The 12735-nt window shown below is 65.1% G+C and carries 14 protein-coding genes and 1 pseudogene; 5 read left to right on the forward strand and 10 right to left on the reverse strand.

Features of this window, described 5'->3' with window-relative positions:
• Positions 1-47 precede the first annotated feature (47 nt).
• Positions 48-329, forward strand: a pseudogene (locus tag J8F10_RS15900) (phage antirepressor N-terminal domain-containing protein); the annotation flags it as partial.
• Here the strand turns inward: J8F10_RS15900 and J8F10_RS15905 are convergent.
• The 3 genes from J8F10_RS15905 to J8F10_RS15915 are packed head-to-tail and all read right to left on the reverse strand — an operon-like array spanning position 305 to position 3127.
• The gene (locus J8F10_RS15905; protein ID WP_210655176.1) at positions 305-1690 is read right to left on the reverse strand and encodes a hypothetical protein; all 1386 of its coding nucleotides are present in this window, start codon (positions 1688-1690) and stop codon (positions 305-307) included. The pseudogene J8F10_RS15900 and the gene J8F10_RS15905 overlap by 25 nt on opposite strands.
• A gap of 49 nt (positions 1691-1739) precedes the next feature.
• Entirely contained in the window at positions 1740-2147 is a 408-nt protein-coding gene (locus J8F10_RS15910) for a hypothetical protein (RefSeq protein WP_210655178.1), read from the reverse strand.
• Positions 2144-3127, reverse strand: coding sequence for a sigma-70 family RNA polymerase sigma factor (locus J8F10_RS15915; protein WP_210655180.1), 984 nt, complete (start codon positions 3125-3127; stop codon positions 2144-2146). The genes J8F10_RS15910 and J8F10_RS15915 overlap by 4 nt, the downstream gene beginning before the upstream one ends.
• Positions 3128-3171: 44 nt before the next feature.
• Here J8F10_RS15915 and J8F10_RS15920 point away from each other — a divergent pair, with 44 nt between their 5' ends.
• Together J8F10_RS15920 and J8F10_RS38960 are read left to right on the forward strand one after the other, a co-directional pair.
• On the forward strand, positions 3172-3693 hold the full coding sequence (locus J8F10_RS15920; RefSeq protein ID WP_210662347.1) for a hypothetical protein: 522 nt from the start codon (positions 3172-3174) through the stop codon (positions 3691-3693).
• Complete coding sequence (locus tag J8F10_RS38960; protein WP_246523383.1) at positions 3677-3832, forward strand: hypothetical protein; 156 nt, start codon at positions 3677-3679, stop codon at positions 3830-3832. Before J8F10_RS15920 ends, J8F10_RS38960 begins: the two co-directional genes overlap by 17 nt.
• Positions 3833-3838: 6 nt before the next feature.
• Here J8F10_RS38960 and J8F10_RS15930 read toward each other — a convergent pair whose 3' ends face one another.
• Positions 3839-4456: a response regulator transcription factor gene (locus J8F10_RS15930; RefSeq protein ID WP_246523385.1), complete on the reverse strand. Its 618-nt coding sequence runs from the start codon at positions 4454-4456 to the stop codon at positions 3839-3841.
• A gap of 851 nt (positions 4457-5307) precedes the next feature.
• Positions 5308-5889 (reverse strand): PEP-CTERM sorting domain-containing protein, encoded by a 582-nt coding sequence (locus J8F10_RS15935; RefSeq protein ID WP_210655184.1) that lies wholly within the window; start codon positions 5887-5889, stop codon positions 5308-5310.
• A 924-nt stretch (positions 5890-6813) separates the two neighbouring features.
• On the opposite strand from J8F10_RS15935, the gene J8F10_RS15940 reads away from it, so the two are divergent.
• Positions 6814-7047 (forward strand): hypothetical protein, encoded by a 234-nt coding sequence (locus J8F10_RS15940; protein WP_210655186.1) that lies wholly within the window; start codon positions 6814-6816, stop codon positions 7045-7047.
• Positions 7048-7154: 107 nt separating this feature from the next.
• Here the strand turns inward: J8F10_RS15940 and J8F10_RS15945 are convergent, their stop codons facing one another.
• Complete coding sequence (locus J8F10_RS15945) at positions 7155-7826, reverse strand: hypothetical protein (protein WP_210655189.1); 672 nt, start codon at positions 7824-7826, stop codon at positions 7155-7157.
• A 21-nt stretch (positions 7827-7847) separates the two neighbouring features.
• The gene (locus tag J8F10_RS15950) at positions 7848-8009 is read right to left on the reverse strand and encodes a hypothetical protein (protein WP_210655191.1); all 162 of its coding nucleotides are present in this window, start codon (positions 8007-8009) and stop codon (positions 7848-7850) included.
• A 200-nt stretch (positions 8010-8209) separates the two neighbouring features.
• Between J8F10_RS15950 and J8F10_RS15955 the strand changes: the two genes are divergently transcribed.
• The gene (locus tag J8F10_RS15955; protein ID WP_210655194.1) at positions 8210-8857 is read left to right on the forward strand and encodes a hypothetical protein; all 648 of its coding nucleotides are present in this window, start codon (positions 8210-8212) and stop codon (positions 8855-8857) included.
• Positions 8858-8904: 47 nt separating this feature from the next.
• Here the strand turns inward: J8F10_RS15955 and J8F10_RS15960 are convergent, their stop codons facing one another.
• From J8F10_RS15960 to J8F10_RS15970, 3 genes are all read right to left on the reverse strand, one after another.
• Positions 8905-9246: a hypothetical protein gene (locus J8F10_RS15960; RefSeq protein ID WP_210655196.1), complete on the reverse strand. Its 342-nt coding sequence runs from the start codon at positions 9244-9246 to the stop codon at positions 8905-8907.
• A gap of 333 nt (positions 9247-9579) precedes the next feature.
• Positions 9580-11400, reverse strand: coding sequence for a TIGR02996 domain-containing protein (locus tag J8F10_RS15965; protein ID WP_210655198.1), 1821 nt, complete (start codon positions 11398-11400; stop codon positions 9580-9582).
• A gap of 450 nt (positions 11401-11850) precedes the next feature.
• Entirely contained in the window at positions 11851-12666 is an 816-nt protein-coding gene (locus tag J8F10_RS15970; RefSeq protein WP_210655200.1) for a hypothetical protein, read from the reverse strand.
• Between the last annotated feature and the right edge of the window lie 69 nt (positions 12667-12735).

Consider the following 12735-nt stretch of genomic DNA (forward strand, 5'->3'; position numbering starts at 1 on the left):
TGCGTGCTGTCGCACGACGTTGAACGCGACATCACCAGTTCCACGCCGACACACTCGACGCCATCCAGGATGGTGACGGGAAGGTGTGGGCTGCGATTAAACGGTGCGGTGAGAATCTCGGACTGGATCTGGAAACGCAGCGCCGCAAGCTGAAAAATAAAGAATGGACAGTTACGGGTGAGATGCCCGCAACTGGTCCCGACGGCAAACAGTACACCGTGTCGATGATCGATCTCGACGCGCTCCCGATGTGGCTCGCCTCGATCGACGCGCGCAAGGTGAAGCCCGAGATCCGCGAGAAGACTCACTTCCGCACCGTGATCCCGTAGACGCGGTTGAAACTCCAATCCTGCTCGCGCCCCGGTGGAGGGGTACCGCGGATCGTCGCCCGGTTCGCCTTCACCTCGTATACGAACGGCTTGCCCGAAACCGGGTCGATCGGGACCGGGAGCTTCACCGCGTCGAGAGTCGTCGGCAGCACTCCTCCATTTTCGGCCGCGTGCGCGCGCACGCCCTCTACCGCGGTCAATAGCGCGACGAGTTGCTCCAAGCGGACCCGTGCCAGTGTCACCTTCTGGTAGGCCGGGAGAAGGGTACCGAACGCGCCCGGGTGCTTCCGGGTACCGAAGTCCGCGGGAGTGAGCCAGAACGGGACGTTGGTCCACTTCATGTTGTCGTCGAGTTCATTTTCGTACTGCAGGAAGTCGTCCATCAGGATCACCTGGAGCGGCGACAGTTTTGCCAGGGCATCGGCCTTGTGACCGGCCCCCGTGAGCCGGGTCGTTGCGGTCGCGACCGCGTCCTTGTCTTGCGATTGCTTCGCACACCACGCACTCGGCGCGACACTCTTGCCGGCCCCCAACCCGTCGACTGTGTCGAGTACCTTGATCCGCGCTACCAACTCCGCTTCTAGAATCGGAACCGCCTTCCGCAACACTTCGTACTCCTTCCCGGTCAGCCGCCGCTCGCCCTCGTGCCCCTTGCGCAGGTCGATTAACGGGCGCGGGAGGTCGGTGAGCGCCCAGAACAGGTTCGGCGCGCCCGGCTGTTGCACGAACTCTTCAAGTTCGGTGGCCGCGATCATACCGAGCGCGATGCCGACGAGGTGGCCGATGAGCGTCGGGTGCTCGTTGAACGCGCGGGCCAGAGCGAACTGCGCCTGGAGCGTCTGAAGCGCGGCACCGAACTCCGCTCGCGCGACCTCGCCGCGCGCGCGGACCTTCATCACCACGGTGAGCATCCGCATCTGCTGGATGTCCGGGAGGAGCAGTTCCACGCCCTCGGCCCGGGCCTGGTGCGTGAGCTCCCAGTTCACCGTGTCGAGCCGGGCCGCGTAGAACGCTTGTTTGACCGCGGCCCCGCCGTAGTTCACGAGCTCCTTTTCGGAGGCCAAATCCTTCAGTGGCGTCGTGTTCCACTTCTGCTGTTTGTCCGTCGATTCCTTGGCGTGGAACAGCTTGTTCTGTTCGAAGAAGCACTTGTAAAAGGCCTGAATCTGGTTCCCGGGTTGCAGGTCGCGCGGGTCCGGAAGGAGCCGGTGCTTGAGCGCCGGGCGCACCGGCGCGACCGCGTCCACGGTGAGCTCGACGACGTACTTGTCGCCCTTCGGTTCGATCGGCGGTTGGGCGGGCATGGCGGGCGCCCCCACGAGGACGACCGCGAGCGCAAATAGGGGCCAACGGCAACGCATCGGATGCCTCCGGAGTAGGACCAGGGGTATAGAATCAGGGGATCAAACGTCAGTCGATGTCACCGCGGCGCCCGGACCGGGCCGTAAGCGGTTCGCGGGCCGGAACGAGGTTCGCGACCGGTTCCGTTTGTGGCGAGCGCTCCAGGTCCGTTGCGCGGAGCATACGGTAGCTCCACGGTTCGTCGACCGGGGCCGGAGCCGACGCCGGCGGTGCGGGGGCCTGCTCCGGGTGCGAAATTGCGGGGACCGGAACCGGGGCCGCGAGCGGCGCGCTGCGCGGGGCGAACAGGAGCGTCGCACCAAGTGCAACATTCGATACCACCAGGCCCGCGACCGCGACCTTCCATCCCCAGTGCGTGCGCGCCGACGCGCGCCCGACCGCGAACAACAGTTCGGCCGCGTCGATCGAGGGCGCGGGGGTGAACTGCGCGAGTTTGGCGATCGGGTCGGGGGTCATTTCGGGCACGTCACACCGAGCCTTTCTCGTAGGGCCACGATCCCGGCCCCGTACCGCCGGTGCGCGGTGGTGAGCGAACAGCCCGCGACCGCCGCCACCTGTTCCAGGGTCATCCCACCCCAGAGCCGCGCGACGATTACCTCGCGCAACTCGTCCGGGAGCGCGTCCAGCGCCGCGACCGCCGCTGTCGCATCTAGCCCGTCGATTTCGTGCTCCGCGAACCAGCGCTCGGGCCGCGCGGTGATGGCCTCGCGCTTAACGCGGCGCCGGTCCACGCGCCCGCGGTCGATAGCCGTGGTGCGGACCACGCGGAACAGCCACGCGACCGGGTCGCCCGGGGGCACGGACTGGCGCACGAGCTTGCAGAACGCATCCTGGACCGCGTCCTCCGGGTCCGCGCACCACTGGCGGGCGAACAGTGCGAGCACGGCCGCGTGCGAGGCGATCAGTTCAGCGATTTGCCGGGCAGTCATATCAAAACGAGAGACGACACCGGGGCGCAGATTTTCCGCGCGAAACCCGAATTCCTTCGCGGCCTTCTTGACCTTCTCGTAGGTCTTGCCGCCGATTCCCAAGGCGCCCGCCACCTTGCCACGGGTCTGACCGGTGGAACCTTCAGGCAATTTGCCTGAAGGTTTGTCCGTCCGAGTGCCCTGCCGCTTCTTTGCCTCAGGCTTCTCCAGGGCCTCGATGCGGCGCCCGAACTCAAACAGGTCATCGGGATCGAGCTCCTTCCGACACGTGTTCTCGTCGCGCTCCGTTTGAAGAGCCGCGACCGCCCTGTCGAGCGCGTCAACGATGCGGCAGGGAATCTCCGTCCAGCCCAACTTCTTGGCTGCCGTGAGGCGACGCGCGCCCGCGATTAATTCAAGCCGCGTGTTCAAGACGATCGGGTGCAACAAGCCGACCTCTTGGATCGAGGCCGCCAGGGGCAGGACGGTGCAATCCGTTGCGCAGGCGAAGTACGTTCGCGCTTGCACCGGAACCCGGATCGGTCATGCTGGGAGTGGTTCCAGGAGGGTCTATGACCGAAGCGGAATGGCTGGTGGGTGAGAACCTGTTCCGAATGCCGGACGCGCTCGGCGATCAGAGGGAACGGAAACTGAGGCTGGCCGGGTGCGCGGTCTGTCGCCGGTTGTGGCACCTGCTCAGCCAGTCCACAAGCCGGCACGCGGTCGATGTTGCCGAACGGCATGCCGATGGGACCGCGGACGCGCAGCAACTGACGTCCGCCCGCAGGGGAGCGGCCCGGGCCGCCAATTGGAGCGAGGAGAACGAGGGCGAGTCCTTGTATCACGCGGCCATGTCGGTGAAATTCCTGCTCGGCCCGACCTCCCGGTCGCCGGACGGCCCGATGGATGGCCTGATGTGGGCGCTGGATGCCGCCGCCCATGCGGTCGACGTCGAGCTGCTGAGTGACCAGAAGGATGTGGGGGGCGCTCTTGCACTGCGTCTTCGGGAACCCGTTCCGCTCCGTGACGTTCTCCCCTTCGTGGCGCACTCCCACGGGGGGCGCGCTCGCGTCCCAGATGTACGAGTCCCGTGACTTCTCCGCGATGCCGATCTTGGCCGACGCGCTCCAGGACGCCGGGTGCGATAGCGCTGACGTGCTCGATCACTGCCGCGGACCGGGGCCGCACGTGCGCGGGTGCCGGGTCGTCGACCTGGTGCCCGGGAAGGAGTAGCGGGAGTCACCGCCGGCCCCGGATTTCTAGCAGAATCGCAAACCGTATGAGTTCCGCGACGCTCGTGACCCGGAGCTTGCGCATGACCTTGGCCCGGTGGAACTCGATGTTCTTCTCACTCACCTGAAGTTCGCTGGCAATATTCTTGTTTGCTTTGCCGACCGCGATCCGATCGAGTATCGCGCGCTCGCGCGGGCTGAGTGTGCCCAGCGCCTCCAATGCCGCGCTTCGTTGCGCGTGCTCGTTCCGGCGCTTCGCGTCGCGGCTCAATGCTTCCTGAACCGCGTCCAATAAGTCCTGCGCGCCGAAGGGCTTCTCGAGCACGTGGACGGCGCCCGCGCGCATGGCCCGGACCGTCGTAGTCACGTCGCCGTACCCGGTTACCAAGATGGCCGGTAGAGCTACTTCCCGCGCGCCCAAGCGGTCCAAAACGGCGAGCCCGCTGAGCCCGGGCATCCGCAGATCCAAGACGACGCACCCCGGACGTTCGGCCCCCACTTCTTGTAGGAATCGGTCCCCGCTCTCGAACTCCTGCACGGGCAGATTTACGGACCCGAGTAGCAGGGACACGGAGGTCCGGAACTCGGGGTCGTCGTCCACAATGAAGACCGTGAAAGGGATCAAGTCACGAACCTCGCGCGCCTGGACCCATTGCTCCGTTGCAGCGGGGCAAACCGCAGTTGCGTATCGAGAGCAAGGCAACGAGAGAGAACCGGCGCCTTGACGTGGATTGAGGGAACGACCCCACATTGTGGAGCGCTTCATTTCAATCAAAAACAAGTACCGCGGCCATTTCGATCGGTATCGAACTGATTCCCAAGTTCTGAGCCGGGAGCGTCTTACCGTCGTTCTCAAACAGTGCCGGTTCTGCTGCCTTTTGCGACCGCTCCAGTCGACATGGTTTCCACCCGACGACCGGGCACAAGCGGGGACTCGGCCGACGTCACTTCCGAAGCAACGAAATTGGCCGCGCGCGCTGGGGCGTGGACGCGCCCAGGCACGAGTGCGCCGCGAGAGTAACATCAACCGCGAGAGAGTAACGTCTGTGCGGACAGCTTCGAGAGGTGAGCAATCGGGTCAGCGAAAGAAATGCAGACACCATTACTCATGATAATCGTTTGAATATCATTCGCGAGGAGTACCTTCTCACATAGCACCCGCTTGCCGGATCCAAGGGTCAACAAGCACGGAACACCAACCTTTCGGAGTTGGTCGCGCAGTTCAAACGGATTCACAGGGCGCCTCAATTTGGGGCAAGGCAACTTGAGGCCAGGAAATATGAGAAATACGTGAGAATCGATTTGATGTCAACACGAGGCTCGAAGTTTTCAGTTGATTCTGTCGAAACGGTGATGAACGAGAGCGTGTCTCGCGAGTGAATCACTTCGCTGTCCCCTCACACCTGTAGTTTGAATGCCCGAACCCTCGTGGCCGGGCCACCACATCCCGGCGGCTGTGGTCGGACGCAGCTTTTGTCACGTGCGACGGGCGCGCCGGAACAGCCCGAAGGCCGACAACCCGATACCGGCCAGAACCAGTGTGTTGGGTTCGGGCACACCCGGTGGCGCGGGGACGGGAATCCGCGTCTCGGTGACGTTCGTATCGGGCTTGCGGTCCTTGGCACGGGTGTTGTGGCCGACGAACACCCCCTCCTCACTGGACCCGGACAGCGACGTGGCCCAGAACTCCCCCAATTGGACCCGGCCAGCAGGGATCACTGGCCCGGTGTACGTCCAAACGAGGTTCGCGACGCTGGAATCATCGGGAATGTTAATGTATGACAGTGCCGGACCGGACATGGGCGTCGAAAGCGTCCAGCCGGCCGGCGCACCCGTGGCGCCCGGAACGAGTCCGTTGAAGTCGTAGATGGTGAAGTAGTTGCCGGCCTGGAGCGCGGCCCCGCTGGGCAGGGTGACGGAATAGGTCCAGCGGAAGTGGTTCTGCTCCGGAGTGACGGTCACGGCTAACGGGAGCAGCCCCGCGCGGGCGAGGGGAGCGGTGAATGCCGCGGAAATGACCAACGCGAACCCGAGCGCCAGAGGGCGAGGGAGCAACATACAGTGTCTCTACTTGGGGTGAAGGTGACGAGTGTAGGCGCCAGCGCGAGTGCAAGTCAACCGCAACTTTGCGCGCCCCGGGTGCGAGCGGAAGTGCTAACCGGCCGCACGATCAGCCGCCCCGAAACGCCGATCGTTTTGCCCACCGCGTCACGGGTTTTCCCCTTACTCGAAGGCTCCGGAATTAATTCCGGAGCCTTCGAGTCGCCTCTTCGTGAAGATCCAGACGCCCGCCCGCCTCGTGCGGCCGCAGCCTTCATTCGCGCCGCTGCTTCGGCCTTTAACTTCTCGGTGAGCTTCGTTGCGCGTGAGCCCACCATCGCCATCTGCGACTTCGTGAGTTGGCGCCGCTCCTTGTTGAGCTCGGGGGCGGCTTTGTTCAAGACACGGGAAGCACAGTCGATGGTTCGAGACCCAACCCCGGCGAGTTCCGCAATTTGATCGCGAACTTGACCGCTCGAAGCGGTAAGGCAAATTTGCCTTACCCTTCGAGCCTTCGCGCGGGCTGATCCCGAGCGATTTACCTCCTCGCGCGCCTGATTCGCGTAATCGCTTTTTTGCTTCTTCGATAAGCCTTTCACGCAGGCCCTTCGCGCGCACCACGGCCAACGCCCGCTGGCTCGTGGAGAGGTCACGCCTGTTCTGCTTCGACATCACGTAGGCGATCGGGCCACCTCCAGTTGTGGGCTTCATGCCCACAACTGAGCGTGCGTGGGCATGAAGCCCACATACGGTGTCGGGCGGCCGATCATCTCCAAAGTCTGCGATTTCCCGTCTTCCGCAACTGTGGGCTTCTTGCCCACCGTTGCCCGCGCCTCGTTTATCCGCTTCCGTATTCGCCGTTCCGGGTTCCGTCGCTGCCCGGAAACTCCACCGGGTACGTGCGATGGTAGAGCTTCGCCCCAATCCATGAGTAACCGGACTATGAACCCGATTCCCGACCTCGAACACCTGGCGACCATCCCCACGGGCGAACGCCCGCCCCCCGAAGCGTGTTCGCCCGGCGACCTCGCCGACGAAATGGAAGGGATCGAGTACTGCGTGCTCGAGGAAACCACCGAACGGGTTCCTTATCCCGACCCCCTGATGATCGAGTGGCTGACCGCGCCCATCGTGCGACTCGGCACCGCACCCACCCGAACAACTGTGGCGCACTGATCCCGGCCCTCGCCCGGCGGGTAGCGTCGGCCCTGGAACCCTCCTTCGCGAGGGTTCAGAATGGCGATCGGCGACCTGCCCCAACTCGGGATCGTGTCCTACGCGGGTTACATATTCAACGAGACCACGGACACGACCTTGTACCGCGTGTCCCCGCGGTACGACGCGGCCCGGCGCACGGTCACGGCGTGCGAGTTCTCGATCGGGCTCAAGTAGACGATCGCGAACAACGGGGGCACCACGGCCGAGGTGCGCGATATGATCGCGCGCCTGACCAAGTCCGGTGAGGAACTGCGGTACGAGGGGCGCGGGTTCGGGAACGAGGCCGTCAACCGCGGGGTCGTGCGCGACGTGGACTGGGGACCGCACCCGGGCGACGTGGTGCTGAAACCCGTGGGCGCCGGGCGCGCGGTCGAGGCCGAATGGCAAGTCACGTTCACAATCCCCACGTGCCACGACGCGGCGTTCACCGGGGTCATGGAGTGGAACTTCGGGGTCACGTACTCCATCGACGCAGACGCCGTCACGACCCGCACCACCCGCGGGCACCTCGTCGTCGCCAACAACCGCGCCCGGCCCGGGGACCGGGCCGTTACTCGTAGCGCCGACACGTACCGCGCGGCCGTCACGCCCGGGTTGCTCCGGGGGTTCAAGCGTGAGCCACAGGAGTTCACGCTCTCCCTGGACAAGTCGATGCTCGAGTACGTGTTCGTGGACCACGAGATCGGGTCGAACGCGCCGGGCGACGGGATCCTGAGTGCCGAGGCCTCGGAGACCATCACCAACGCCCCGGGTAAGGACTACTGGGTCCAGTGGATCAAGACCTTTCGCACCACGTACACGATCGCACCCGGGCGCTCCGTCGAGGTGGCGTGGAAGGCATTCTTCGCCATCATCGCTGACCGGTTGAAGAAGGCCCGCACCCGGATCCCGAGGGTGTTGCAGATCCCGATCAACTTCACCGCAGAAGATCCGTCCGTGTACGGCCCGCAGCAGAAAGTCTCACTCTCCCTCACGTACAAGGTCGTCGACGCGTACCTCCCGTCCGCGCTGGGGGCCACGGGGCTGTGGAAGCCGATCCCGGGCTCGGACTACCGGATCTGGGCCAACTCGACGGCCGCTGCGTTCGGGCCGCGCGGGACGCGCCGGGCTGCGGTTCGACGTGGGCAACGACAAGCTCGTCGACCTGTGTCGCGCCGAAGTGCCGCCCGTGTCCGCCGGCGGTGGGGCGCCGGGTGCCGGCCCGGGACCGGGCTTCGGCGGTATGCTCACCGCGAACCTGTTCCCGCCCCCGACCAAGGATGCGAGTTGGTTGCGCTACGAAGTTCACACGCGGGTTGTCATGGACACGGGCGCGATGGTGGTAAAAACGCTCCCCGACGAGCCGCTCGAGCGCGCGGAGTTGCGTTCCGACACGTGGAACGTCGGGCAAACCGGCGCGCTGCCCCTCGCGGCGGGGAGCGCGCTTCCGCCGGTCGTGAAGAAACCGGGCGGGAGCCTGCAGGCCGCCTTCGCCGGGTCGGGCGACACGACGATCCAGCACCGGACCACACCGGCGGTTCACGTGTACGTGACCGGGGTCGCGGTCCGGTACGGCTACGACATCCCCCACCCGCAGTTGATTTCCGTGAACGGGTTCCCGGCCACGCTGATTACCGATGGGACGCCCGGAGAAGGGTTCAAGAGTAGAGTTGTCGGATACGCGGCCTACCCCGTGTTCCGCGCGTCCTGGAACCTGCACTACGTGGTCCCGGGGCTCAGGACCACACCCGGCGCTCTGCCCAACCCAATCTGGGCCCCGCCCGGTTAGTCCTCGGCACCGGGCCGCACATCGCGCAGCGCGTTGGACACGACCCGCTAGACCTCGCCCTTGGTCGTGAACGGGATCAACAGGAACAGAACCCCGAGCAGGAACAGGAACACCACGCCCAGCGCCACGGCGACCCAGCACGCGGGCGACGGGCGCACCGTGTAGTTCACGTCCAAGACCCACTCGTCGTCCTTGCGCCCCCGGGGCAGGTGACCCGTGACCTCGGTCACCGACATGCCGGACCGGAGCCGCGCGCCAACGAGTTCGAACGCCCCGCCCTTGTGGAACTCGACGCGCCCGAGGCGCCCCAGGGCCTGTTCGATGATGTCCTCCAGCTCCGAGCCGCGCTTCGCCGACCGGAACCGGATCGTGCCGTCTCCACCGAACATGGGCGTGCTCCCGGGTAACGGTTGTAGGGATCGCGCCCATTAAAGCGCCCTCCCACCAGCGCGCAACCCCAGTCGCACGGATTTACCAAAATGCACCGAGGCGCCGGAATTTGGCGCGAAATGTAGGCCGGCAGTCACAAGAGGTCATTTCTTCGACCAGCGCCGGCACTCATACCGAAGTAGTCCAATTTCTTACCGTTCTAACCGGAAAACGCTCGGGAAATTATCAGTTTACAGCGTGTGAGCGACGGTAAGGAATCGGCCCGATTCGGTATCAGTCGGACGGGCCTTCATGTGGTACACCGTGACCTCGCGATCGAGCACTGGTGTTGTTCACGACATAAACGTCACCACGTCGTCCTTGAAGCGCCTGAGGAGGGCTTCGCGTCCCGCAACCCCGACGTTCTCCTCGCTGATCCAGAGCTGCTTGAGGCTTTTGAAGTGTGGCGCCGCGGCCAGCGCCCGTGCGCCCTCGGGGCCGCACGCCACGCGGCACAGATCGAGGTGTTCGAGGAGCGGCATGTCGGCGGCAGCGACCGCACTCGTTCCCGCCGCCCGAAACGGGTTGTCGTTCAGCTTGAGCGTGGTCAATTTTGTTACGGCCTTTGACCGCGCCACCACCTCCACCCCCGCATCGGAGATCGCGTTGTTCGCCAGCTCCAGTTCACGGAGTTGCACGAAACCGTGTGCGGCCAGCGCGGTCGCAGTCGCGTCGCCGGCCCCGCTCGAGTTCGCGCGGAACACTTCGATCGCGCGAAAAAACGGTGCCGTGACAACGGCGCGCACGCCCTCGTCACTTGTCGTGCAGTACGAGATCTCGAGTGCCGTCAGCGCCGGGAAAGCACCGGTCGCGAGCACCGTGAGTGCGTCGGCGCCCAACTGGGTGCTGCTCAGGTTGAGTGACGTTAGTGTCTGCGCGAACGGGGCGGTGACGAGGGTGCGAACGGATTCCGCAGTAAACTCGTTGCTCTCCAGGTTGAGGACCTCCAACCGCGCGAGGTGCGGAGACCGGCACAGCGCGATCAGCCCGCGGTCGGTAAGCCCGTTGTACCGGAGGTCGAGCGTGGTCAGGTTCGCGATATTCGGAGTTCCCGCGAGTGCGGCCACACCGTCATCGCCCAGCGCATTCGAGCCGAGGTCGAGCGAGTGTACCCCGGCGAGCCACTCGGCCCGTGCCAGATGCTCGACCCCTTCGGGACCGATTCGGCACCCGGACAGCCCGAGTTCGCGCACCCCGCTCAGGTGCGGCGATTCCGAGAACCGGCGCACGTCCTCCGCCGTTCCGCCCGCCACGGACAACGAGAGCGATTCGAGTTGCGCGAACTGTGGGATCGCGGCGAACTCCCCGACCGTGAGGTCACCGTGGGCGACCTTCAGTTTTTGGAGGAACGGCGCGGCGTGAAAGAGGCGCGGGGCGTTCGCGGGAAACACGAGTGCGTCGCGCTCGATGTCCAGCTCCTCGATCACGCCCTTCGGGCCGTGGAATATGGTGGGGAAGTACCCGTCGTAGCCGCCGATATAGACGCCCGGGTAGATGCCAATTTTGGCGAGCGGGAGTGCCCAGCGCGGCCCGTACTTCGCGACAATTTTCCCCACCCGCTCTTCGAGGCGCCCGCGGCGCTCGTCTCCCTCGGGGAGCGCCGCGATTCCCAGCGTGAGCCGGATGAAGTCGCCGTAGGGGTCGCCCTTGGCGCTGAGCCAGGCGGCGTAGTCGAGGTAGGGCCGATCCGTGTCGCGGTGGTCGAGGATCGCACGAATGAGTTGCACCTCCTCGAGGGAGCGCGTCGGGAGCGGTTGTTGCCGCGCCGGATCGGGGCGCCCGGGGGCGATCAACCCGTTCGCGGTGTTGTAGAACCGTGCCGCCTCTTCGCGGAGTTCGGGCGTGGGCGGGTGGAATTCGACCGTCTTGTGCCCGCCGTCCGGATCGGGTTCAGCCCAGTAGTAGTACGAATCCTCACCGAACTCGATGCGGAACGGCGGGGTCAGCACGGGACGAATGAACGCGTCCGGCTTCTCCATGTGGTCGCCGATGGGTAACGTGAAGGTACCGAGCGCTTCGCCGAAGAGCGTGACCTTGTACCGTCGCACGCGCTGGTGCGGGAGTAACCCGAACGCGCTCGCGGTCCGAATGACCAACCAACTGAACAGACCCATGTTGCTCCCTCGGCACGCGGAACCGGCTCACCGAACATCCGGCGTTGGTAAACCCAAAGACGAGAAGAGGCCCGGCCCGCGAGGCGGCGGCGCCCGGATCCCGGTCCTGTTTGAGTGAACGAGCGACCGCGTGCGGATCGCGCCTATCGTAGTCGAGAAGGCAACAGTTCTTGAGCGCCGAGTCGCCAGGGTCCGAACAGGAACTACCTTTCGCCCGAGAAAGTTGTCGACCCGCCGAACCGATGTTCCCGGACCTGACCTCGGAAGAGATCTGCAACGACTACACAACAGCCAAGATCGACGCGGGCGCTACGATGGCGCAACATCAGCCTGTCGCAGAGCGACGAGCTAAACCGACCACGGGAACTGTGACAGCGTAGCTACGAGTGGAAGGCAACACAAGCGCCGGACGTCACCCGTTTCCGCACCCGCACACGAACTGCCCCTCGGTCAGTGGCTCACGTCCGTGAAGGTGCGCACCCTCCGCTCGGTCAGTTCGCCGAGCAGTTTGGTGAGTCGGCGCACGTCACTGAGCGTGGTTAGGCCCAACACGAGATCGTCCCGATCGCGGAGGTACAGTTTCAGCAGAGCCTCGTGCGGAGCCCCGCGGTTCCACAGGCGGAACAGAACGGACGGCTTGTAGATGAGCGCGTCCTCGATGTTGCGCGCCTTGATGACGAAGTTGAGTTCGTGGTCCCGGCGCAACAGGTGTAACGGCTTCTTGTCGACGCGCGCGCGTCGCTCGGTGTACTTGTCCGGGTCCGGGCCGCGGAAGCTGTCGAGCGCCAACCCAACTAGCGCACCGCATAAGGCACCGCCGACCGCGCCGATGGCCGCACCGATCACACCGGCGGTCAGGGCCTCGGTCAGACCATCCCGGATCGTGCCCTTCACGGCGCCCATCCCGACCGCGAAAGCACCGATCCCCGCCCCGGACAACCAGACCGGGGGTATCCAGTCCTGCCCGAGGTACACGCCCACCAACTCGCCGTCGCCGATATACAGGCGGAAATTCTGCAGGCCGTTCGGATCGATTACGTGGAAGTGCGGGAACCTGGGTTCGTCGACTGCCGGGGTAGCGTCGCTGAAGAAATCGAGATCGTTGGCCGGGTCGGGTGCCAGCACCGCGACCGCGACCGCCACCTCAGGTACCTTGAACGGCTCTTTGCAACGCGGGCAGCGGACCGTCTTGCCGGCGGCAGAAACCGGCACCCCGAGCGGCGCCTCGCACGTTGGGCACGTCATGGGTCGCGGGGCGATGGGCACGGAACACTCTGGGCAATTAGAAGGGGAAACTCGCAATTACAAGTTCAGAACAATGTACATAAACAAATC

Origin of the sequence: Gemmata palustris, assembly GCF_017939745.1 — a bacterium.
GTDB lineage: Bacteria > Planctomycetota > Planctomycetia > Gemmatales > Gemmataceae > Gemmata > Gemmata palustris.

Coding starts and splice junctions, on each gene's coding strand:
- J8F10_RS15905 (WP_210655176.1), bottom strand. CDS start 1,690: ATGCGTTGCCGTTGGCCCCTATTTGCGCTCGCGGTCGTCCTCGTGGGG.
- J8F10_RS15910 (WP_210655178.1), bottom strand. CDS start 2,147: ATGACCCCCGACCCGATCGCCAAACTCGCGCAGTTCACCCCCGCGCCC.
- J8F10_RS15960 (WP_210655196.1), bottom strand. CDS start 9,246: ATGTTCGGTGGAGACGGCACGATCCGGTTCCGGTCGGCGAAGCGCGGC.
- J8F10_RS15935 (WP_210655184.1), bottom strand. CDS start 5,889: ATGTTGCTCCCTCGCCCTCTGGCGCTCGGGTTCGCGTTGGTCATTTCC.
- J8F10_RS38960 (WP_246523383.1), top strand. CDS start 3,677: ATGTACGAGTCCCGTGACTTCTCCGCGATGCCGATCTTGGCCGACGCG.
- J8F10_RS15965 (WP_210655198.1), bottom strand. CDS start 11,400: ATGGGTCTGTTCAGTTGGTTGGTCATTCGGACCGCGAGCGCGTTCGGG.
- J8F10_RS15920 (WP_210662347.1), top strand. CDS start 3,172: ATGACCGAAGCGGAATGGCTGGTGGGTGAGAACCTGTTCCGAATGCCG.
- J8F10_RS15940 (WP_210655186.1), top strand. CDS start 6,814: ATGAACCCGATTCCCGACCTCGAACACCTGGCGACCATCCCCACGGGC.
- J8F10_RS15945 (WP_210655189.1), bottom strand. CDS start 7,826: ATGGTCTCCGAGGCCTCGGCACTCAGGATCCCGTCGCCCGGCGCGTTC.